General features: G+C 70.3%; 15 protein-coding genes. 5 read left to right on the plus strand and 10 right to left on the minus strand.

The window, feature by feature from the left end:
* Positions 1–33: 33 nt before the first annotated feature.
* Positions 34–843, plus strand: a complete 810-nt coding sequence (locus AC5DRG_RS17960) for a DUF3097 domain-containing protein (RefSeq protein WP_491811552.1) — start codon at positions 34–36, stop codon at positions 841–843.
* Between the two features lie 13 nt (positions 844–856).
* Here AC5DRG_RS17960 and hemW read toward each other — a convergent pair whose 3' ends face one another.
* Together hemW and AC5DRG_RS17970 are read right to left on the minus strand one after the other, a co-directional pair.
* Positions 857–2,089 (minus strand): radical SAM family heme chaperone HemW, encoded by a 1,233-nt coding sequence (hemW, locus tag AC5DRG_RS17965; protein ID WP_491811553.1) that lies wholly within the window; start codon positions 2,087–2,089, stop codon positions 857–859.
* Positions 2,090–2,132: 43 nt separating this feature from the next.
* Positions 2,133–4,073 carry a SpoIIE family protein phosphatase gene (locus tag AC5DRG_RS17970; RefSeq protein ID WP_491811554.1) on the minus strand — a complete coding sequence of 647 codons (1,941 nt, stop codon included), beginning with the start codon at positions 4,071–4,073 and terminating at the stop codon, positions 2,133–2,135.
* 192 nt (positions 4,074–4,265) lie between these two features.
* On the opposite strand from AC5DRG_RS17970, the gene AC5DRG_RS17975 reads away from it, so the two are divergent.
* Entirely contained in the window at positions 4,266–8,327 is a 4,062-nt protein-coding gene (locus AC5DRG_RS17975; RefSeq protein WP_491811555.1) for a HAMP domain-containing protein, read from the plus strand.
* 11 nt (positions 8,328–8,338) lie between these two features.
* Entirely contained in the window at positions 8,339–8,923 is a 585-nt protein-coding gene (locus tag AC5DRG_RS17980) for a response regulator (RefSeq protein WP_491811556.1), read from the plus strand.
* Positions 8,924–9,027: 104 nt separating this feature from the next.
* On the opposite strand, the gene AC5DRG_RS17985 is transcribed toward AC5DRG_RS17980, so the two are convergent.
* Positions 9,028–10,902 (minus strand): AMP-dependent synthetase/ligase, encoded by a 1,875-nt coding sequence (locus AC5DRG_RS17985; RefSeq protein ID WP_491811557.1) that lies wholly within the window; start codon positions 10,900–10,902, stop codon positions 9,028–9,030.
* 246 nt (positions 10,903–11,148) lie between these two features.
* Positions 11,149–13,017, minus strand: a complete 1,869-nt coding sequence (gene lepA, locus AC5DRG_RS17990) for a translation elongation factor 4 (RefSeq protein WP_491811558.1) — start codon at positions 13,015–13,017, stop codon at positions 11,149–11,151.
* A gap of 246 nt (positions 13,018–13,263) precedes the next feature.
* Between lepA and rpsT the strand changes: the two genes are divergently transcribed.
* On the plus strand, positions 13,264–13,530 hold the full coding sequence (rpsT, locus tag AC5DRG_RS17995) for a 30S ribosomal protein S20 (protein ID WP_491811559.1): 267 nt from the start codon (positions 13,264–13,266) through the stop codon (positions 13,528–13,530).
* A gap of 252 nt (positions 13,531–13,782) precedes the next feature.
* Here the strand turns inward: rpsT and AC5DRG_RS18000 are convergent, their stop codons facing one another.
* The 6 genes from AC5DRG_RS18000 to AC5DRG_RS18025 all read right to left on the minus strand — a co-directional run bounded on the left by AC5DRG_RS18000 (position 13,783) and on the right by AC5DRG_RS18025 (position 19,971).
* Positions 13,783–14,025: a MarR family transcriptional regulator gene (locus AC5DRG_RS18000; RefSeq protein ID WP_491813068.1), complete on the minus strand. Its 243-nt coding sequence runs from the start codon at positions 14,023–14,025 to the stop codon at positions 13,783–13,785.
* A 78-nt stretch (positions 14,026–14,103) separates the two neighbouring features.
* Complete coding sequence (gene holA / locus AC5DRG_RS18005; RefSeq protein ID WP_491811560.1) at positions 14,104–15,093, minus strand: DNA polymerase III subunit delta; 990 nt, start codon at positions 15,091–15,093, stop codon at positions 14,104–14,106.
* Between the two features lie 164 nt (positions 15,094–15,257).
* The gene (locus tag AC5DRG_RS18010) at positions 15,258–15,503 is read right to left on the minus strand and encodes a hypothetical protein (protein WP_491811561.1); all 246 of its coding nucleotides are present in this window, start codon (positions 15,501–15,503) and stop codon (positions 15,258–15,260) included.
* A 55-nt stretch (positions 15,504–15,558) separates the two neighbouring features.
* Positions 15,559–16,497 (minus strand): arylamine N-acetyltransferase family protein, encoded by a 939-nt coding sequence (locus AC5DRG_RS18015; RefSeq protein ID WP_491811562.1) that lies wholly within the window; start codon positions 16,495–16,497, stop codon positions 15,559–15,561.
* 4 nt (positions 16,498–16,501) lie between these two features.
* Positions 16,502–19,270, minus strand: a complete 2,769-nt coding sequence (locus AC5DRG_RS18020; protein ID WP_491811563.1) for a ComEC/Rec2 family competence protein — start codon at positions 19,268–19,270, stop codon at positions 16,502–16,504.
* Positions 19,267–19,971, minus strand: a complete 705-nt coding sequence (locus tag AC5DRG_RS18025; RefSeq protein WP_491813069.1) for a ComEA family DNA-binding protein — start codon at positions 19,969–19,971, stop codon at positions 19,267–19,269. Before AC5DRG_RS18025 ends, AC5DRG_RS18020 begins: the two co-directional genes overlap by 4 nt.
* Here AC5DRG_RS18025 and AC5DRG_RS18030 point away from each other — a divergent pair.
* The gene (locus AC5DRG_RS18030; protein ID WP_491813405.1) at positions 19,855–20,625 is read left to right on the plus strand and encodes a hypothetical protein; all 771 of its coding nucleotides are present in this window, start codon (positions 19,855–19,857) and stop codon (positions 20,623–20,625) included. The two genes, AC5DRG_RS18025 and AC5DRG_RS18030, sit on opposite strands and share 117 nt — an antisense overlap.
* Positions 20,626–20,715: the final 90 nt, after the last annotated feature.

Genomic DNA, 20,715 nt, shown 5'->3' on the forward strand with positions numbered 1-20,715 from the left:
CGCGGCCCGACTGCTTCTCCTATCGTCATCCGAATGCGCCAGTACTCTCCGGACCTGACCCCGCCGTGGAAGAAGCCCAAGCCCGTACCCGAGGTCCCGGCCGATCCCGGCCTGGTGGTCGAGGAGCCCGGCACCGGCTTCTGCGGCGCGGTGATCCGCTGCGAGGCGGGCACGGTGACCCTGGAGGACCGCTTCGGTAAGCACCGGGTGTTCCCGCTGGAGCCACGTGGTTTCCTGCTGGAGGGCCGCGTGGTGACCCTCGTACGGCCCACGTCGTCGGCTCCGGTACGTCCCACCCGTACCGCCTCCGGTTCGGTGGCCGTCCCCGGGGCACGCGCGCGTGTGGCTCGCGCCGGGCGCATCTACGTGGAGGGCCGGCACGACGCCGAGCTGGTCGAGCGGGTGTGGGGCGACGACCTGCGCATCGAGGGCGTGGTCGTGGAGTACCTGGAGGGCATCGACGACCTCCCGTCGATCGTCGCGGACTTCGCCCCCGGCCAGGACGCCCGCCTCGGCGTCCTGGTGGACCACCTGGTGCCGGGCACGAAGGAATGGCGCATCGCGGAGGCGGTGACGAGCGAACACGCGCTGGTCGTCGGCCACCCCTACATCGACGTCTGGGAGGCGGTGAAGCCGTCGTCCGTGGGCATCGAGGCCTGGCCCCGCGTCCCGCGCGGGCAGGACTGGAAGACGGGGGTGTGCCGGGCACTGGGATGGCCGGAAAACACCGGGGCGGCGTGGCAGCACATTCTGTCGCGGGTGCGGTCTTACAAGGATCTGGAGCCGGAACTCCTGGGGCGGGTCGAGGAGTTGATCGATTTCGTGACGCTCCCGACCGACTGAACCGGCCAAGCGGTCAGTCGACCAGGTCCCGCACCACCGCGTCCGCCAGCAGCCGCCCCCGCAGCGTCAGCACCGCGTGTCCCTCGTCGTAGGGCCCCTGTGCGAGCAGCCCGTCCGACAGTGCCCTGCGGGACGCCGCCAGGCCCTCCTGTCGTAGCAGCGACAGGGGTGCGCCCTCTCGCAGGCGCAGTTCCAGCAGGATCCGTTCCACCCGGCGGTCCTCCTCCGTGAGGAGCTCGCGGCCGGCGCCCGGGGACTTCCCCGCCGCCAACGACGCCGCGTACGCGCCGGGATGTTTTACGTTCCACCACCGGACGCCGCCCACGTGGCTGTGGGCGCCGGGGCCCGCGCCCCACCAGTCGGCGCCGCGCCAGTAGAGCTCGTTGTGGAGGCAGCGGGCGGCGGTCGAGGTGGCCCAGTTCGAGACCTCGTACCAGTCGAAGCCCGCCGCCGTCATCGCCTCGTCGGCGATCAGGTAGCGGTCGGCGTGGACGTCGTCGTCGGTCATCGGGACCTCGCCGCGGCGGATGCGGCGGGCGAGCTGGGTGCCCTCCTCGACGATCAGGGCGTAGGCCGAGATGTGGTCGGGGCCTGCGCCCAGCGCCGCGTCCAGCGACGCCCGCCAGTCGTCGTCCGACTCGCCCGGGGTGCCGTAGATCAGGTCGAGGTTGACGTGCTCGAAGCCGGCCGCGCGGGCCTCCGCGACGCAGGCCTCGGGGCGGCCGGGGGTGTGGGTGCGGTCGAGGATCTTCAGTACGTGCTGTTTCGCGCTCTGCATGCCGAAGGAGACGCGGTTGAAGCCGCCCTGGCGGAGGGCGGCGAGGTAGGTCGGGTTCACCGACTCGGGGTTCGCCTCGGTGGTGACCTCGGCGTCGGACGCCAGGCCGAACTCGTCACGGATCGCGCGCAGCATCCGTACGAGATCGTCGGCGGGCAGCAGCGTGGGCGTACCGCCGCCGACGAAGACCGTGCGGACCTCGCGCGGGTCGTCGCCGAGGACCTTGCGGGCCAGGCGGATCTCGTCGATCAGGGTGTCCGCGTAGTTGTCGCGGGAGGCGAGGACGCCGCCGGTGCCGCGCAGCTCGGTGGCGGTGTAGGTGTTGAAGTCGCAGTAGCCGCAGCGGGTCGCGCAGTACGGAACGTGCAGGTAGAACCCGAGGGGGCGGTCCGCGGCCCCGGCGAGCGCGGGCGCGGGGAGTGCGCCGTCGTCGGGGACGGGCTCGCCGTCGGGGAGTGCGGAGGGCATGTCCTCCATTGTCCAGCACCCGGGCGCTCTTCTTTGCGGGCTCCTATTCCGCCTGCAGCACCAGCAGCGCCAGGTCGTCCTCCGGCGGTCGTACGCCGAACTCGTGCACGAGCCTGCGGATGCGCTCGGCGATCAGCTGGGCGCCGAGCCCGGCGCAGCCGGCGAGCGCCGTCGCGAGGCCGTCGCCGTCGTCGAACTGGCGGGAGCCGGAGCGCCGCTCGGTCACCCCGTCGGTGACGCACAGCAGGCTGTCGCCGTGCCGGAGCTCGAAGCTCTGGCTGGTGTACGTGGCGTCCTCGATGACCCCGAGGAGGGTCTGCGGTTCCGCGGCCGTCCGGACGCTTCCGTCGGGCCCCAGGAGCAGCGGCAGCGGGTGTCCGGCGGAGGCGAGGGTGCAGTGGACGCCGTCGGCGAAGGGGGTGAGTTCGCCGTACAGGAGGGAGAGGAAGCGGGTCTGGGGGCCGTCGCCGGGGCCGAGGGTGCGGCTGTCGGCGGCCACGAGGGCGCGGGCCGCGGCGTCCGCGGACTCCGTCGCGTCGTCGAGGAGGAGCTGGTTGAGGCGGTCGAGGACGTCGGCGGCGCGGTAGCCCTCGCGGGCCAGCAGCCGCAGCCAGGGACGCGCCAGGCCGATGACCACTGCGGCCTCGGGGCCTTTGCCCTGGACGTCGCCGACGGCGAAGCACCAGCGGCCCTCGCCGGCCGGGAAGAGGTCGTAGAAGTCGCCGCTGGGGCCGCCCTTGTCGCACGGCTCGTAGACGAGGGCGCTGCTCAGCCCGGGGACGTCGGGGACGGCGCCGGGCAGCAGTCCGCGCTGCAGGACGCGGCTGATGGTGGCCTGGCGGGCGTACTGGCGGGCCGCGCCGACGGCGAGGGCGACGCGGCGGCTGAGGTCCTCGACGAGGCCGGTGATCTCGTCGGGGAAGCGGGGCAGTCCGGCCCGGCCGATGACCAGCGTGCCCAGCGGGCGGCCGCCGGCGACGAGGCGGTAGGCGAGCGCGGCGCCGTGTGTGCCGCGCCTGCCGAGGGCCTCGCCGGGCCAGGGGTACTCGACGGGCCCGGAGCGTGGGGTGTCCGGCGGGCGCGGGGGGTCCTTCTCCAGGGCCCGGCGGAGTTCCTCGATGCGGTTCTCGCTGCCGTGCCAGACACGGGCGAGGCGTGGTCCAGGGCTGAGTCCGCCGCCCTCGCCCCAGCTGCCGCGGCCCATGGCCTCGTCCTCCAGCCACACCGCGCACCAGTCGGCCAGCCGGGGCACGATCAGCTGGCCGGCGAGGGCTGCGACGAGGTCCTCGTCGAGCTGGCCGGCGAGCAGGTCGGAGGCCTCGGCGAGGAAGGAGAGGGCGCCGCGGTTGAGCCATTCCCGGTCGCGCTCGGCTCGATGGGGTTCGGGGGCGAGGATCTCGGCGACCTTGAGGTCGCGTTCGAGGGCGTGCTGTCCGTCGTCGTACCCCGCGATCTCCTCGATCCCCTCCACAGGGTCGATGCCCTCGATGCCCTCAGCGGGCAGCCGTGCCCACACGGTCTTCTCGCCTCTGCGGTAGGTGACACCCCAGGCGTCGGAGAGCGCGGAGACCAGCCGCAGGCCGCGGCCGTACTCCGCTGCCTCGCGCGCCGGTTCGCCGGCGCCGTCGCGCGGGGCGCGCGAGGGGTGGCGGTCGGTGACCTCCAAGGTCAGCGCGCCGGTCGACTCGTCCAGCCGGAAGGCCAGTTCGACGTCGGTGCCGGCGTGGACGACGGCGTTGGTGACGAGTTCACTGACGATCACCATGGCGTCGTCGGTGAGCCGGTCGGTGAGGTTCTCGGTGCCGGGGAGGCCGATTTCGGCCCACTCCCTGAGCGCCGCGCGGACGAGCCCGCGCGCGGTACCCGGCGCGAGGGGGCTTCCGGACAGGGTCGCGTGCGCCTGCGCGCATGGGCCCGTGCCCTGGTGCGCAGGCGCATCAGGGGCACGGGACATAGGCTCCCGTTGCGTCGAAATGGCCCCCATTGACAGCTCCCCGAGCAGTTCGGACGAATACACCTCGATCGATGCGGACAGAGTGACAGACTGGCTGCGCCCATAAGCGCCGAGTTACCGAAGTGGGCCGCCATGAGTGAGAACAGTGCTACGCGTGTGCTCGAAGACGGACAGAATGAGGGCCACATTCGAGCATCGGATCTGCGTCCGCTGCTCGCAGCGATGACCGCCGCTCGGGACGGCGACTTCTCGAAGGTCCCGGAGTCCGGCCACGGTCTGGCGGCCGAACTCGTCACGGCCTTCAACCAGATCATGGACCGGAGCGTGCACTTCAACACCGAGGTGCAGCGTGTGAAACGGGAGCTCGTCCGGCACGGCCGGCTCGACGAACGTCTTTCGGCCAGCCCCGGTCAGGGCAACTGGACGTCCCGGGTCAACGACGTGAACCAGCTCCTGGACGCCCTGGTGGCCCCGGCCGCGAACGCGACCCGCGTGCTGGACGCGGTGGCCGGCGGCGATCTGACCCAGCGGGTCGACCTGCACGACGGCAACCGGCAGTTGCGGGGTGATCTACGACGGCTCGGCCGGGCCGTGAACAAGATGGTCGACCAGTTGTCGCTGTTCACGGGTGAGGTGACCCGGGTCGCCCGTGAGGTCGGCACCGAGGGACGGCTGGGCGGCCGGGCCAAGGTGCAGGGTCTGTCGGGCAGTTGGCGGGATGTGACCGAGGCGGTCAACACGATGGCGTCCCGGCTGACGGCTCAGGTGCGTGACATCGCCCTGGTGACGACGTCGGTGGCCCGCGGCGACCTGACCCGCACGGTGACGGTCGAGGCGACCGGTGAGCTGCTCGAACTGAAGCTCACCGTGAACACGATGGTGGACCAGCTCTCCGCCTTCGCCGACGAGGTCACACGTGTCGCCCGCGAGGTCGGCACCGAGGGGCAGTTGGGCGGGCGGGCCCAGGTGAGAGGCGTGTCCGGGGTCTGGAAGGACCTCACCGACAACGTCAACTTCATGGCCTCGAACCTGACCTCGCAGGTGCGCAACATCGCCCAGGTCACCACGGCCGTGGCCAACGGCGACCTCAGCCAGAAGATCACGGTCGACGCACAGGGCGAGATCCTCGAACTGAAGTCCACCATCAACACGATGGTCGACCAGCTCTCCGCCTTCGCCGACGAGGTCACCCGCGTCGCCCGCGAGGTCGGCACCGAGGGCAACCTCGGCGGACGGGCCCAGGTGCGGGGTGTGTCGGGCGTCTGGAAGGACCTCACCGACAACGTCAACTTCATGGCCGACAACCTGACTTCGCAGGTCCGCAACATCGCCCTGGTGTCGACGGCGGTCGCACAGGGCGATCTCGGCAAGAAGATCACCGTGGAGGCGAAGGGCGAGATCCTGGAGCTGAAGTCCACCATCAACACGATGGTCGACCAGCTCTCCGCCTTCGCCGACGAGGTCACCCGCGTCGCCCGCGAGGTCGGCACGGAAGGCAACCTCGGCGGGCAGGCGCAGGTGCGGGGCGTGTCGGGCGTCTGGAAGGACCTCACCGACAACGTCAACTTCATGGCGCTGAACCTGACTTCGCAGGTCCGGAACATCGCCCAGGTGACGACCGCCGTGGCCAACGGCGACCTGTCGAAGAAGATCACCGTCGACGCGCGCGGCGAGATCCTCGAACTGAAGGACACCGTCAACACGATGGTGGAGCAACTGCGCGCCTTCGCCGACGAGGTCACCCGCGTCGCCCGCGAGGTCGGCACCGACGGCCGACTGGGCGGACGCGCCCAGGTGCTGGGCGTCTCCGGTGTCTGGCGGGACCTCACCGACAACGTCAACTACATGGCGGACAACCTCACTTCGCAGGTCCGCAACATCGCCCAGGTGACGACCGCCGTCGCCAACGGCGACCTCTCCAAGAAGATCGACGTGGACGCGCGCGGCGAGATCCTGGAGCTGAAGACCGCCATCAACACGATGGTCGACACCCTGTCCTCCTTCTCCTCCGAGGTCACGCGCGTGGCCCGCGAGGTGGGCTCCGAGGGCCAACTCGGCGGCCAGGCAAGGGTCGAGGGCGTCTACGGCACCTGGAAGCGCCTGACGACGAACGTGAACGAACTCGCGTCGAACCTGACCACCCAGGTCCGCGCGATCGCCGAGGTGGCCTCCGCCGTGGCGCAGGGCGACATGTCCCGCTCGATCACCGTGGAGACCCAGGGCGAGGTCGCCGAGCTGAAGGACAACATCAACCTGATGGTGGCCAACCTCCGCGAGACGACCCGCGCGAAGGACTGGCTGGAGTCCAACCTGGCCCGCCTCGCCGCCCTGATGCAGGGACACCGGGACCTGATGGAGGTCGCCGACCTGATCCTGCGCGAGCTGACCCCGCTGGTGAACGCCCAGTACGGCGCGTTCTTCCTGGCCGATCCCGAAGAGGACAGCACGACGCTCCTCACGCCCATTCCGGCGAAGGGCCTCGCGTTCATCGCCGGCTACGGCTCGGCGCAGGGCGCGACCGTGGACACGGGCAGCATGCCGGTGCACGGCCTGGTCCGGCAGGCGGCCCGGGAGAAGAAGCGGATCCTGGTGGAGGAGGCCCCGCCGGACTACATCAAGATCAACAGCGGGCTCGGCGAGGCGGCCCCGAGCAGCGTGGTCATCATCCCGATCCCCTTCGAGGACAAGCTCCTCGGCGTGATCGAGCTGGCGTCCTTCTCCCGCTTCTCCGACGTCCACCTGGCCTTCTTCGACCAGTTCGTGAACACCATCGGCGTCGCGATCAACACCATCATCGCCAACTCCCGTACGGAGTCCCTGCTCGGCGAGTCCCAGCGCCTGGCCATGCAGCTGCAGGAGCGCTCCGACGAACTCCAGAAGCAGCAGGCGGAGTTGCAGCGCTCGAACGCGGAACTGGAGGAGAAGGCCGCCCTGTTGGCCACGTCCTCGCAGTACAAGTCGGAGTTCCTGGCGAACATGTCGCACGAGCTGCGCACCCCGCTGAACTCCCTGCTGATCCTGGCCAGGCTGCTCTCCGACAACCCGGACGGCCATCTCTCCGACCAGGAAGTGCAGTTCGCGACGACGATCCACCGCTCGGGCTCCGACCTGCTGCAACTGATCAACGACATCCTCGACCTGTCGAAGATCGAGGCCGGCCGGATGGACGTACGCCCGAAGAAACTGCCGTTGATCAAACTGCTGGACTACGTCCACGCCACGTTCCGCCCGCTCACCCTCGACCGGGGGCTCGCCTTCGAGGTGACGGTCGGCGAGGACGTACCGCGCGAGATGTACTCGGACGAGCAGCGCCTCCAGCAGATCCTGCGCAACCTGCTCTCCAACGCGATCAAGTTCACCGCGACCGGCCGGGTCGAACTCCGTGTCACCCGGATCAAGGACCTCGAGCACCAGTACGTTCCGCACAGCGACGACGTGATCGCCTTCGAGGTCTCCGACACCGGCATCGGCATCGCCCCCGAGAAACTCCCGGTCATCTTCGAGGCGTTCCAGCAGGCCGACGGCACGACCAACCGCAAGTACGGCGGCACGGGCCTTGGCCTGTCGATCAGCCGGGAGATCGCCGGCCTGCTCGGCGGCCGCATCGTCGCCGACAGCCAGCCGGGCCAGGGGTCCACCTTCACCCTGTACGTCCCCGTCGCCAGCCCCGGACACTCGGCGACCGGGCCGACCTCCGAGGACCGCGAACTGCCGCCGATGCAGGACCAGTTGTCCAGCGAGCCCTACACGGCCACCCACGAAGTGGACGACTCATGGCCGACGCCGACCAAGCTGGAGGCGTGGAAAGCAGGCCGGGCCGGTCAAGTGCTGCCCGGGCGGCGGGTGTTGATCGTCGACGACGACATCCGCAACGTCTTCGCCCTCACCCACGTCCTGGGCCGGGTCGGGATGCCCGTGCTGTACGCGGAGAACGGCCGCGAGGGCATCGAGACACTGGAGCGCAACCCGGACGTCGAACTCGTCCTGATGGACATCATGATGCCGGAGATGGACGGTTACGAGACCATCGCCGCCATCCGCCGCACCCCGCGCTGGACCGGCCTGCCCATCGTCGCGCTCACCGCGAAGGCGATGCCGGGAGACCGCGAGAAGTCCATCGCCCGGGGCGCCAACGACTACGTACCCAAGCCGGTGGACGTCGATCAGCTGCTGACCGTCGTCTGCGCCCTCCTGGACCCCGAGGCCACGGACACCGCCGAGGGGACTGCAGTACCGGAATCGAGCACATCAGGGGAAGCCCCGATTCCGCCTACGACTGAGTGAGGCACAGTCACATGAGCACAGAGGAAACGACCGACGAGCGCGCCAGCATCCTCCTTGTCGACGACATGGAGGACAACCTGATCGCACTGGAGGCCGTCCTGGGGTCCCTCAACGAGCCGCTGGTCCGGGCCCGTTCAGGCGAGGAAGCGATGAAGGCGCTGCTCAGGCAGCGCTTCGCCGTCGTCCTCCTCGACATCCGTATGCCGGGCATGGACGGCTTCGAGACCGCCGCGAACATCAAACGGCTCGACCAGACCAAGGACGTCCCGATCATCTTCCTGACCGGCACGGACTCCGACGCGGGCTACGCGTTCCGCGGCTACGCCACCGGGGCCGCCGACTATCTGACGAAGCCCTTCGACCCATGGGTGCTACGGGCGAAGGTCACCGTCTTCCTCGACCTGCACCGCAAGAACCAGCAACTGGAACGGATGCTCGCCCGTGAACAGGAACAGTTCGACGAACTGGCCCTGCGCCTCAAGGAGATAGAGGCCCACCTGGCGGCGAGCGCCCCGGACGAGGTCCGCGAACTGCGCCACCAGGTAAGGCAGATGGAAGAGCTGGTCAAGGAGATGCGCCGGGGGCGCAGCCACTAGGACTGCGCCCCCGTAGACCTGCTGCAGGGCTCGCTGTACGGGCCTTACGCCTCGCGCGAGCCGGCGCACCCCAGCAGGCTCCGGATGCGCCGCCAATCACACTGCTAAGCCTCGCGCGAGCCCGCGTACATCTCGTCGATCAGGTGCTTGTACTCCCGCTCCACCACCGGCCGCTTCAGCTTCAGGCTCGGCGTGATCTCGCCGTGTTCGACGTCGAGGTCACGCGGGAGGAGGCGGAACTTCTTGATGGTCTGCCAGCGCTGGAGACCCTCGTTGAGTTCCTTGACGTAGGCCTCGATGAGGGCGACCGTCGCGGGCGCGGCGACGACGTCGGCGTACGACTTGCCGTCGAGGCCATTCTCCTTGGCCCAGCCAAGAATTGACGGCTCGTCAAGAGCGATCAGCGCGGTGCAGAAGTTCCGGTCGGCGCCGTGGACGAGGATGTTGGAGACGTACGGGCACACGGCCTTGAACTGGCCCTCGACCTCGGCGGGCGAGATGTACTTGCCGCCGGACGTCTTGATGAGGTCCTTCTTGCGGTCGGTGATGCGCAGGTAGCCGTCCGGGGACAGCTCGCCGATGTCACCGGTGTGGAACCAGCCGTCGGCCTCCAGCACCTCGGCGGTCTTCTCGGGCAGGCCGTGGTAGCCCTCCATGATGCCGGGACCGCGCAGCAGGATCTCGCCGTCGTCCGCGATGCGCACCTCGCAGCCGGGCAGCGGCTTGCCGACCGTGCCGGTGCGGTAGGCCTCGCCGGGGTTCACGAAAGAGGCGGCCGAGGACTCCGTAAGGCCGTAGCCCTCCAGGATGTGGATGCCGGCGCCGGCGAAGAAGTAGCCGATCTCGGGCGCGAGGGCGGCCGATCCGGAGACACAGGCGCGCAGGTTGCCGCCGAAGGCCTCGCGGATCTTGGCGTAGACGAGCGCGTCGGCGACCTTGTGCTTGGCGGAGAGCGCGAAGGGCGCGGAGGCGGTGCCGGTGCGCCGGAAGTTGTCCTGGCTGGCCTTGGCGTACTCGCGGGCGACCTCGGCGGCCCACTGGAAGATCTTGTACTTGGCGCCGCCGCCGGCCCGCGCCTTGGCCGCGACCCCGTTGTAGACCTTCTCGAAGATGCGGGGCACGGCCGCCATGTACGTCGGCTGCACGACCGGCAGATTCTCGATGATCTTGTCGACGCGGCCGTCCACGGCGGTGACGTGACCGACCTCGATCTGGCCGCTGGTGAGCACCTTGCCGAAGACGTGGGCGAGCGGCAGCCACAGGTACTGGACGTCCTCGCCGCTGATCAGCCCGGTCGCGGCGATCGCCTTCGCCATGTACGACCAGTTGTCGTGCGGGAGGCGGACACCCTTGGGCCGGCCGGTGGTGCCGGAGGTGTAGATGAGGGTGGCGAGCTGGTCCTTCGTGATGGCCCCGACCTTCTCCTTGATCAGGTCCGGGTTCTTCTCCAGGTACGCGGCACCGCGCTGCTCCAGCTCGGCGAGGGTGAGCACCCACTCGTCGCTCTCGACGCCGGCCGGGTCGATGACGACCACATGCGTCAGCTCGGGCAGCTCGCCGCGCTTCTCGCGCGCCTTGGCGAGCTGGGCGGCGTCCTCGGCGATCAGGACCTTGCTCTCGGAGTCGGAGAGGATGAACGCCGACTCGTCCGCGTTGGTCTGCGGGTAGACGGTGGTCGTGGCGGCGCCGGCGCACATGATGCCCAGGTCGCCGAGGATCCACTCGACCCGGGTGGAGGAAGCGAGCGCGACGCGCTGCTCGGGCTGCACGCCCAGCTCGATGAGCCCGGCGGCAATGGCGTAGACCCGCTCGGCGGCCTGCGCCCAGCTCAGCGACTTCCACTCGTCGGGACCCTGGCCCGAGGCAGGCGGTACGGGGTAGCGGTATGCCTCGGCATCCGGCGTGGCGGCCACGCGATCCAGGAAAAGGCCCGCTACGGACGGCGGACGGTTCTCGATCAAAGTCTGTGTGTCGCTCACGACATCCTCCGGGGCCCGCGGCTGCGCGGCTGGCTCATTTGCGGCTGTTTTCACTGCGGCTGTTTTCACTCGCGGCCGGTTGTTTAACTCGCGAGTAACTATCGAGCAGAGATCAGAGTAGAGCGCGTCCGCCCGGCGCGTAAGGGGCGGCGGCCTGTCACTTCACACGGAGGGCGACCATCCGCATGCACAGGGGCCCGCCGCGTCGACGCGCGACAGGCCCCTGATTTCACGGCTGAACCCCGGCTACTTCTTGCCCTTGCCGGATCCCGTGCTGTCGTCGCTCGACAGGACGGCGATGAAGGCCTCCTGCGGAACCTCCACGGAACCCACCATCTTCATCCGCTTCTTGCCCTCCTTCTGCTTCTCCAGGAGCTTCCGCTTACGGGAGATGTCACCGCCGTAGCACTTGGCGAGGACGTCCTTGCGGATGGCGCGGATCGTCTCGCGGGCGATGACGCGGGAGCCGATGGCGGCCTGGATGGGGATCTCGAAGGCCTGGCGCGGGATCAGCTCGCGCAGCTTGGCGACCAGCCGTACGCCGTACGCGTAGGCGGCGTCCCGGTGGGTGACGGCGGAGAAGGCGTCGACCCGATCGCCGTGGAGCAGGATGTCGACCTTCACCAGCTGGGCGTCCTGCTCGCCGGTGGGCTCGTAGTCCAGGGAGGCGTAGCCGCGGGTCTTGGACTTCAGGTTGTCGAAGAAGTCGAAGACGATCTCGGCGAGGGGGAGCGTGTAGCGGATCTCGACGCGGTCCTCGGAGAGGTAGTCCATGCCGAGGAGGGTGCCGCGACGGGTCTGGCAGAGCTCCATGATCGAGCCGATGAACTCGCTGGGAGCGAGGATCGTGGCCCGGACGACCGGCTCGAAGACCTTGTCGATCTTGCCCTCGGGGAACTCGCTCGGGTTGGTGACCGTGTGCTCTTTCCCGTCCTCCATGATCACGCGGTAGACCACGTTGGGCGCGGTGGCGATGAGTTCGAGGTTGAACTCGCGCTCCAGTCGCTCACGGATGACGTCCAGGTGCAGCAGTCCGAGGAAGCCGACGCGGAAGCCGAAGCCGAGGGCCGCGGAGGTCTCCGGCTCGTAGACCAGCGCGGCGTCGTTGAGCTGGAGCTTGTCGAGGGCGTCGCGCAGCTCGGGGTAGTCGGAGCCGTCCAGCGGATAGAGACCGGAGAACACCATCGGCTTGGGGTCCTTGTACCCGCCGAGGGCCTCGGTGGCGCCCTTGTCCTTGCTGGTGATGGTGTCGCCGACCTTGGACTGACGAACGTCCTTCACGCCGGTGATGATGTAGCCCACCTCGCCGACGCCGATGCCGTCGGCCGGCGTCATCTCGGGGGACGAGACGCCGATCTCCAGGAGCTCGTGGGTGGCGCCGGTCGACATCATCTTGATGCGCTCGCGCTTTGTGAGCTGGCCGTCGATGACACGGACGTAGGTGACCACGCCCCGGTAGGAGTCGTAGACCGAGTCGAAGATCATCGCGCGGGCGGGGGCATCCTTGACGCCGACCGGGGCCGGGACGTCGCGGACGACCCGGTCCAGGAGCGCGTCCACGCCGATACCGGTCTTCGCCGAGACCTTGAGCACGTCCTCGGGCTGGCAGCCGATGAGGTTGGCGAGCTCCTCGGAGAACTTCTCCGGCTGGGCGGCCGGCAGGTCGATCTTGTTCAGTACGGGGATGATCTTGAGGTCGTTCTCCATCGCCAGGTACAGGTTGGCGAGGGTCTGGGCCTCGATGCCCTGGGCGGCGTCGACGAGGAGGACGGTGCCCTCGCAGGCGGCGAGCGACCGCGAGACCTCGTAGGTGAAGTCGACGTGTCCGGGGGTGTCGATCATGTTCAGGATGTGCGTGTTGCCCGGGTCCTGGCTCGGGGCCCAGGGGAGTCGCACCGCCTGGGACTTGATGGTGATGCCGCGCTCACGCTCGATGTCCATGCGGTCGAGGTACTGAGCGCGCATCTGCCGCTGCTCGACCACACCGGTCAGCTGGAGCATCCGGTCGGCGAGCGTGGACTTACCGTGGTCGATGTGCGCGATGATGCAGAAATTGCGGATCAGAGCCGGGTCGGTACGGCTCGGCTCGGGCACATGGCTGGGGATCGCGGGCACGCAGGGTCCTGATTCTTGAGGCGTCCGCAGTGTCTGCGGTCTCGGGTCGGATCTATACGTAGGCTCCATGGTCCCATGGGTGAGGGGTCGGGACCGATTTGGGCGGCCCGAAAGGCCACTGGTACTGTGGGTCGCTGTGTCTCATGCCCTCTCAGCACGAGGCACACCTTCAAGAAATCACCGGCGCGTGAGGCGGACCGTCAGCGGTCCCGGTTCTCGCGTGCCTGAACCTGTAGAGGCTCATTCGTGGCGAACATCAAGTCCCAGATCAAGCGGATCAAGACCAACGAGAAGGCCCGGCTGCGCAACAAGGCCGTCAAGTCCTCCCTGAAGACCGCGATCCGCAAGGCCCGTGAGGCCGCTGCCGCGGGTGACGTCGAGAAGGCCACCGAGTACCAGCGCGCCGCGTCGCGTGCGCTCGACAAGGCCGTCTCGAAGGGCGTCATCCACAAGAACCAGGCCGCCAACAAGAAGTCGGCGCTTGCTTCCAAGGTCGCGACCCTCAAGGGCTGACCCTTTTCTTTGATCTGACCGATCCGTTCTCGATCTCAACGATCCGAACGGATCAAACCGCTGGAAGGACCAGAGCGGGCCCTCTCTCTTCCGCTCCCGACCGGCACCCCGGACCGCGCACGGCCTGCGTTCGCCACGCGGGCGCGGTCCATCCAGCTGTAACCCAGAACCCCGACTTCTTGCCCTCCCCAGGGCGGGCGCCGGGGTTCTTGGCGTTCGGGGGGCCGGGTTTTCACCGCCTAACGGACGCCGTCACCGACCGGAAGCGCGGGCCGCAGCTTTCCGGCCAGGGCGCGGATCTGGGCACGTTCGGCGGAGGTCAGCGCCTTCGTCGTGGCGTGAGGGCAGGCGCTGGACCAGGCCGTGTTTCTCGGCGCGGGCGACCAGGCCGGTCATGGAGGACTTGCCCAGACCTAGATGCCGAGCGAGTTCGAGCATGCCGGGCCGACGCTCGCGCAGATCTGGAACACCCCTACCGCCCCCCGGCCGACGCATCGTGCTGACGTCGCGGTAGCGGGGCCCGTCCTGTGGACCCGGCTTGCTGCACACCGAGCACACCGTGCAGCCCTGCCCTTACCCCCGTCCCCCGGACCGCGCCGCTCGCGCGATCGTCACGACCGCCTTCTCCAGGGCGTATCCGGGGTCATCCCCCCCGCCCTTCACTCCCGCGTCCGCCTCGGCCACCGCCCGCAGCGCCACAGCGACGCCGTCCGGTGTCCAGCCCCGCATCTGCTGCCGCACCCGATCGATCTTCCAGGGCGGCATCCCCAGCTCCCGCGCGAGATCGGCCGGCCGCCCACCGCGGGCCGAAGACAGCTTCCCGATCGCCCGCACTCCCTGTGCCAGCGCACTGGTGATCAGCACCGGCGCCACCCCGGTCGCCAGCGACCACCGCAACGCCTCCAGCGCCTCCGCCGCCCGGCCTTCCACGGCCCGGTCGGCGACGGTGAAGCTCGACGCCTCGGCCCGCCCCGTGTAGTACCGCCCGACGACGGCCTCGTCGATGGTCCCCTCGACGTCCGCGACCAGCTGGGACACCGCGGACGCCAGCTCCCGCAGATCGCTCCCGATCGAGTCGACCAGGGCCTGACACGCCTCGGGGGTGGCGGACCTCCCCGTCGCCCGGAACTCGCTCCGCACGAAGGCCAGCCGGTCCGCCGGCTTGGTCATCTTCGGACAGGCCACCTCCCGCGCCCCCACCTTGCGCGCGGCATCGAGCAGCCCCTTGCCCTTGGCCCCACCCGCGTGCAGCAGCACAAGCGTGATCTCCTCGGCAGGCGCCCCGAGATACCCCTTCACATCCTTGACGGTGTCGGCCGACAGATCCTGCGCGTTGCGTACGACCACGACCTTGCGCTCCGAGAAGAGCGACGGGCTGGTCAACTCGGCGAGCGTGCCGGGCTGCAGCTGGTCCGAGGTCAGGTCACGTACGTCCGTGTCGGCGTCGGCGGCCTTGGCGGCGGCCACCACCTCCTGCACGGCACGGTCGAGCAGGAGGTCCTCCTGGCCCACGGCAAGGGTCACCGGGGCGAGAGGGTCGTCATTTGCAGTCTTCCTGGCCATTGCGTAAAGCATGGCACGCACCACTGACAATGGGGACCGAGCGGGGTGCCCCCGAGGGGCGCGGGGAACTGCGCGACCAGCCCCCACCGGCCCGCAGTGAACACGCAAGCTCATGGCACCGCGGCTCACGCCACCCGCAGCTCCCGGCTCAACCCAGCGGAGCGCTACGGCTCCTCACGCCAGCCCTCCCACTCCCCCGCGAACTCGTCCAGCTCCGCGGGATCCAGCCGCCCGTCCTCGTCCCGCAGCACCACCAGCCACTGCGCGTCCTCGGCATCGTCCTCGCCGGCCAGCGCGTCCCGGACGAGCCGGGGCTCCTCGCTGACCCCGAACCGCTCCCGGAGCGCCTCCGCCACCTCTTCCGCGGCATCGCGGTCGGGCAGCACCAGCACATGTCTCACATCGCTCACGGAGCCATTTTCCGGCACCTGGGCCGAGGCCAGGAACGCAGGTCAGGAACACAGGTCAGCCCTTGGACGCACCGTCCGCAGACGGGGACGCGGACGCAGAGCCAGAGGTGGAGGTAGAGGTGGAGGTGGAGGCGGAGGCGGAGGCGAGATCGGCGGCGGAGGCCACCGTCGGCACGGCGTCGAGTTCGATCCCGAACCGCTCCCGGTACACCGCCAGCACCTCCTCGTCCTTCGCCAGGTCGCGCACCTCACGCGTCCCGTCGGCGGCCGTCACCGTGAGACTCCGCCCGCTGAGCGTGATCCTCCCTCCGTCCTCCGTCACCCGTGAACACACCAGCGACCGCGTGAAATGCGACGCCGGCGACGTCCTGTGCCACCAGGCCCCGGCCACGAAGTCACCGAGTACCCGGGGCCGCACCTCCAGGCGATACTCCGGTCGGCCGTCGCGCACGACATCCAGGTCCGCGCCCTCCACCGAGCCGGAAGCGCCCCGCACCCCGGCGGCGTCCTGCCCCGCCTCGACGATCCGGAACGTGCCTCCGGGATCCTCCTGCTCGCCCCTCTCCTCGAACGCCAGCGGGTAGTGGCTGTGCGCCCCGAACCCGACGTCGGCCAGCCACTCGCCCCCGTCCATCGTCCCGACCCGCAGCGCGAGATGGTCGTACGGGATCCCGAGCCGCCCCTCGTCCCCGTACACCCGCCCCGCCAGGAACGTGACGTCGAAGCCGAGGGCGGTGAGCAACACCCCGAACGCACCGTTCAGTTCGTAACAGAACCCTCCCCTCCGCGCCCCCACCACCTTGTCCAGCAGCCGCTTGTCCTCCAGCACGATCTCCTCGCCGAGGTGGATCGACAGGTTCTCGAACGGCACGGTCTGCAAGTGACGCAGATGCAGCTCGCGCAGAACGTCGACGGTCGGCCACGCCGGGTGTTCGACCCCCAGGCGGCTCAGATACGCATCCAGCAGACGGGCATCGACCTGTGCGGAATTCATGCCCTCAGTCTCTCGCCACCCGCAGCTCCCTGCCCGCGCCGACGACCGCCAGCGCCCCGTCCTGATCCGTCCGCAGCACCACCGCGCCCCCGGCCCGCAGCGCGGCGACCGTCCTCGGAGCGGGATGCCCGTACGGGTTGTCCGCGCCCAGGGATATCAGCGCCAGCCGCGGAGCCACCACGCGTATGAGGTCCGGATCCTGATAGGCGGATCCATGGTGAGCGACCTTGAGCACGTCCACGGCTGCCAGCCGCCCGGCCGCCGGCGACCTCAACAACGCCTGCTGGGCAGGAGGTTCGAGGTCTCCGAGCAACAGGATCCGCAAGCCACCCGTCCGGACGAGCAGCGTGACGCTGGCGTCGTTGGGACCTTCGGGATCCGGTGCGGGGGCGGACTGCGGCCAGAGCACCTCCCAGGACAGGGCTCCGGTGCGCCGCTGTTCCCCGGCGACCGCACGTGTCACGGGAATCCGCCGGGCGGCAGCCTCCTTGTGGACGAACTCGGCCTGGTCCGCGGGCTCTTCCAGCCCGGTCGTCTCGATAGCGCCCACCGAACGCCCCCGCAGCACACCGGGCAGCCCCGCCACATGGTCGGCGTGGAAGTGGGTCAGGACGACGAGCGGGATCCTCGTGATGCCGAGCTCGCGCAGACACCGGTCGACGAGCCTCGGATCCGGACCGGCGTCCACGACCACGCCCGTGGCCTCCCCGGCCGCGAGCACCGTCGCGTCACCCTGTCCCACGTCGCACATCGCGAACCGCCACCCGGGCGGCGGCCAGCCCGTGATCACCCTGGTCAGCGGCGGCGGCTGTACGACCACCAGGACGAGCAGCACTCCGCAGGCGGCGCACCACCAGGGATGTCTCAGCAGCCACCGCCCGGCGAGCACTACGCCCGCCGTGACGAGCGCGAGCAGCAGTGCCCCGGTCCAACTGCCCGGCCAGTCCACACCTCCGCCGGGCAGCGCCGCCCCGGTACGGGCGACGTCCGCGATCCATCCCGCGGGCCAACTCGCGAGCCAGGCCAGCCCTTTGGCCACCGGCATCGCCACCGGCGCCACGGCCAGCGCCGCGAAGCCCAGCATCGTGGCCGGCGCGACCGCGAATTCCGCGAGCAGATTGCAGGGCACCGCCACGAGGCTCACCCGCGCCGACAGCACCGCGACGACCGGCGCGCACAGGGCCTGGGCCGCGGCAGCGGCGGCCAGCCCTTCGGCCAACCGCGGGCGCACGCCGCGCCGTTGCAGCGCTCTGCTCCAGCGTGGCGCGAGCGTGAGTAGGGCTCCGGTGGCCAGGACGGACAGCAGGAAACCGTAACTCCGGGCCAGCCACGGGTCGTACAGCACCAGCAGCAGTACGGCCGTCGCCAGCGCCGGGATCAGGGATCTCCGGCGTCCGGTCGCGAGGGCGAGCAACGCGACGGCTCCGCAGGCCGCGGCCCGCAACACGCTGGGGTCGGGCCGGCACACGATGACGAAGCCGAGCGTGAGCGCCCCGCCGAGCAGGGCGGTCGTGCGCAGGGAGATACCGAGCCGAGGGGCGAGGCCTCGACGCTCGACCTGCTGAGCGAGGCCGGGCGGCCCGATCAGCAGAGCGAGGATGATCGTGAGGTTGCTGCCGGACACGGCCAGGGTGTGGGCAAGATCCGTCTCCTTGAACGCCTCGTCGAGTTCCGGGGTGATCCGTGCGGTGTCTCCCACCACCAGCCCCGGCAACAGCGCCCGCGCGTCCGCCGCCAGTCCGTCGGTCGCCTCACGCAGCCCGGCACGCAGCCGACCGGCGAACCTCTGCGGCCCCGACGGCTCGCCCACGACCTGCGGTGCCTCCTGATTCCGTACGCGCAGCACGGCCGCGTTCCGGTCGCCGCCCACCGTCGGGGGTGCCAGCCGCGCCGTCACACGCAGCCGCGTGGACGGCAGCAGCCCGAGCCACGGCGAACGCTCCGGCCCACCGTCGGAGCGCCGCGCGGCGAACTCCTCGCTCCCCGCGCCCACATCGACGATCACCAGCACCGGCGCCCGCGTCGCCACCACTGACCCGCCCACCTCCTCGACGCGTCGCACCTCGGCCTCGATCAGCACCGAGACCGGAGCCGCGTGATCCCCTCTGACCCGCGGCCGGGTGAGCCGGGGATCGGATCCGACCTCGACCTCCGCGGTCACGGTGGCGTACTGCCGCGCCAACTCGGGCACGGGCCCACGCCGCAGATCCGCACCGTGCAGCCCGGCGGAGACGGCGGCAGCGGCGACGCAGAGGAGCACAGCGGCGACAGAGGCACGGGGCCAGGTGATCCAGGCGGGACGGGCCGGTGCCGGCCGCGCTGACGGGCGCCCTGGGGCACACGACTGCTCTGGTTCTGAACATCCCGGGGCACACATCTGCCCAGGCCCGGGACCACTTGCGGCACACGTGTGCCCAGACCCAGGACCCCCCGCAGCACACGTGCACCCTGCCTCGGAGCACCCCGGAGCACGCGCCCGTCCCCGTTCGACGCGCCCTGCCTCTCCGCGTCGGCGCGTCAGCAGGAGTACGCCCGCCGCGGTCAGGCAGATCGCCGCGACAGCCGTGGCCCATCCCGATGGGGCGTCCAGCGTCAGCGCCGCTGTGATCCAGGCCGCGAGTGCCGGCGATACCAGGCGGAGATCCGTCGGTCCTTCCTGTCGGGGGTTCGCGGCTCCCAGCCGTGTCCCGGAGGCGGCGTGCACGGCTCGGCGGACGCGGGCCTGCCCCTCGGGAGTCGAGCGCTCGGCCGACTCGTCGGTGGCGTGACTCATGGCCGTACGAGATTCCGAAGATCGGCGAAGCGTCGCTCGCCGATACCGTTGACCTGGCGCAACTCGTCCACCGAGCGGAAGCCGCCGTGCTCGGTGCGGTAGGCCATGATGTGCTGCGCCAGCACGGGGCCGACGCCCGGCAGCGTGTCGAGTTGGTCCACGGTGGCGGTGTTGAGCGAGACCGGCGCCGCGGGTGCGGCTCCCGGCACGGAGCCGGCCGTTCCACCGCCGATCGTCCCGACCGGACCGGTCCCCGTCGCCGGGGCAGGACCGCCGACGATCACCTGTTCCCCGTCCACGAGGAAGCGGGCCCGATTGAGTCCCTCGGTGCTCGTACCGGGCCGCACCCCGCCCGCCGCCCGCAGCGCGTCGGCGACTCGCGAACCCGTCGGGAGGCGATGAATCCCGGGTTCGCGGACCTTGCCGCTGACGTCCACGACAATCTCGGTGGCCGCGCCCGCGACACCTGGCGCACTCGCGGCGACACCCGGCTCGGCCTCCGCGCTCTTCCCACGTTCCCCGGACTGAGCCGCCGCCCGCACCACCTCCGGTGCCTGGACTGACTGGGTCCGTCCCGTCCAGAAGTGCTGGGCCGCGAAGACGGCGGCGACGACGAGCAGCACCGTGAGCGCGAACACGCTTCTCCGCTCCAGACCACACCTCACCTGCAACCACACCGGCATCCGCTCCCGCAGAGCCAACGCGACCCGCCCCCGCCAGACACCGGCCACCCGGCCGGACCCTGCACGGGGCCCTCCAGCGACAACACCGCCGCCGGCCCCCAAGCCGACACCACTGGCACCGAGGCCGTCACCAACGCCAGTGCTTGTGCCTACGCCGACATCAAGGCCGAGTCCGCCACCGACGCCTGTGCCTACGCCGACACCGAGGCCAAGACCGCCACCGACGCCCGTGTCCGTGCCTACGTCGACACCGCGCCCGCCACCAACGTCCGTGTCCGTGCCCGCACTCGCAGCCATGCGCGGACCACCCCGCCCCAAGACCGGCCCAGCCCTCCCCCTGCGCACGGGATACGCCCCAGCGATCTCCTCGGCAGCCCTCTCCCCCTCTTCGGCGGTGCCCTCCAACTGCCCTGCGGCGTCCACCAACTCCCCCACAGCGTCGCCCTCAGACCGCTCCCCTCCCGGCGGCCCCGCCCCCGACTCCCGCCATTCCCCGGCGCGTTCAGCGAAGAGCACTTCCGCACGCCTCCGGAGCTCTTCCGCCGACGCCAAGCTCGACGCCGACGTAGGACGATGACGGATCCGGCCCCGACCGGGCGGGCGGCGATGACGGGCGCGCCCGTCGGACTCGGGGGCCCGGCCCGGGCCACTGGTAGCGGTACCTGTGCGTGAGCGTGATCGAAGTGCCATGCGACGAGGATCGGGCACACCGGCACATCCGCGATGATCTTGCTCAATTCCCGGGGACTACCGCCCAGTTGT

This window comes from Streptomyces sp. JLBG701 (assembly GCF_058544905.1).

Coding starts and splice junctions, on each gene's coding strand:
- AC5DRG_RS17960 (WP_491811552.1), top strand. CDS start 34: ATGCGCCAGTACTCTCCGGACCTGACCCCGCCGTGGAAGAAGCCCAAG.
- hemW (WP_491811553.1), bottom strand. CDS start 2,089: ATGCCCTCCGCACTCCCCGACGGCGAGCCCGTCCCCGACGACGGCGCA.
- AC5DRG_RS17970 (WP_491811554.1), bottom strand. CDS start 4,073: ATGGGGGCCATTTCGACGCAACGGGAGCCTATGTCCCGTGCCCCTGAT.
- AC5DRG_RS17975 (WP_491811555.1), top strand. CDS start 4,266: ATGACCGCCGCTCGGGACGGCGACTTCTCGAAGGTCCCGGAGTCCGGC.
- AC5DRG_RS17980 (WP_491811556.1), top strand. CDS start 8,339: ATGAGCACAGAGGAAACGACCGACGAGCGCGCCAGCATCCTCCTTGTC.
- AC5DRG_RS18000 (WP_491813068.1), bottom strand. CDS start 14,025: ATGCGTCGGCCGGGGGGCGGTAGGGGTGTTCCAGATCTGCGCGAGCGT.
- holA (WP_491811560.1), bottom strand. CDS start 15,093: ATGGCCAGGAAGACTGCAAATGACGACCCTCTCGCCCCGGTGACCCTT.
- AC5DRG_RS18015 (WP_491811562.1), bottom strand. CDS start 16,497: ATGAATTCCGCACAGGTCGATGCCCGTCTGCTGGATGCGTATCTGAGC.
- AC5DRG_RS18020 (WP_491811563.1), bottom strand. CDS start 19,270: ATGAGTCACGCCACCGACGAGTCGGCCGAGCGCTCGACTCCCGAGGGG.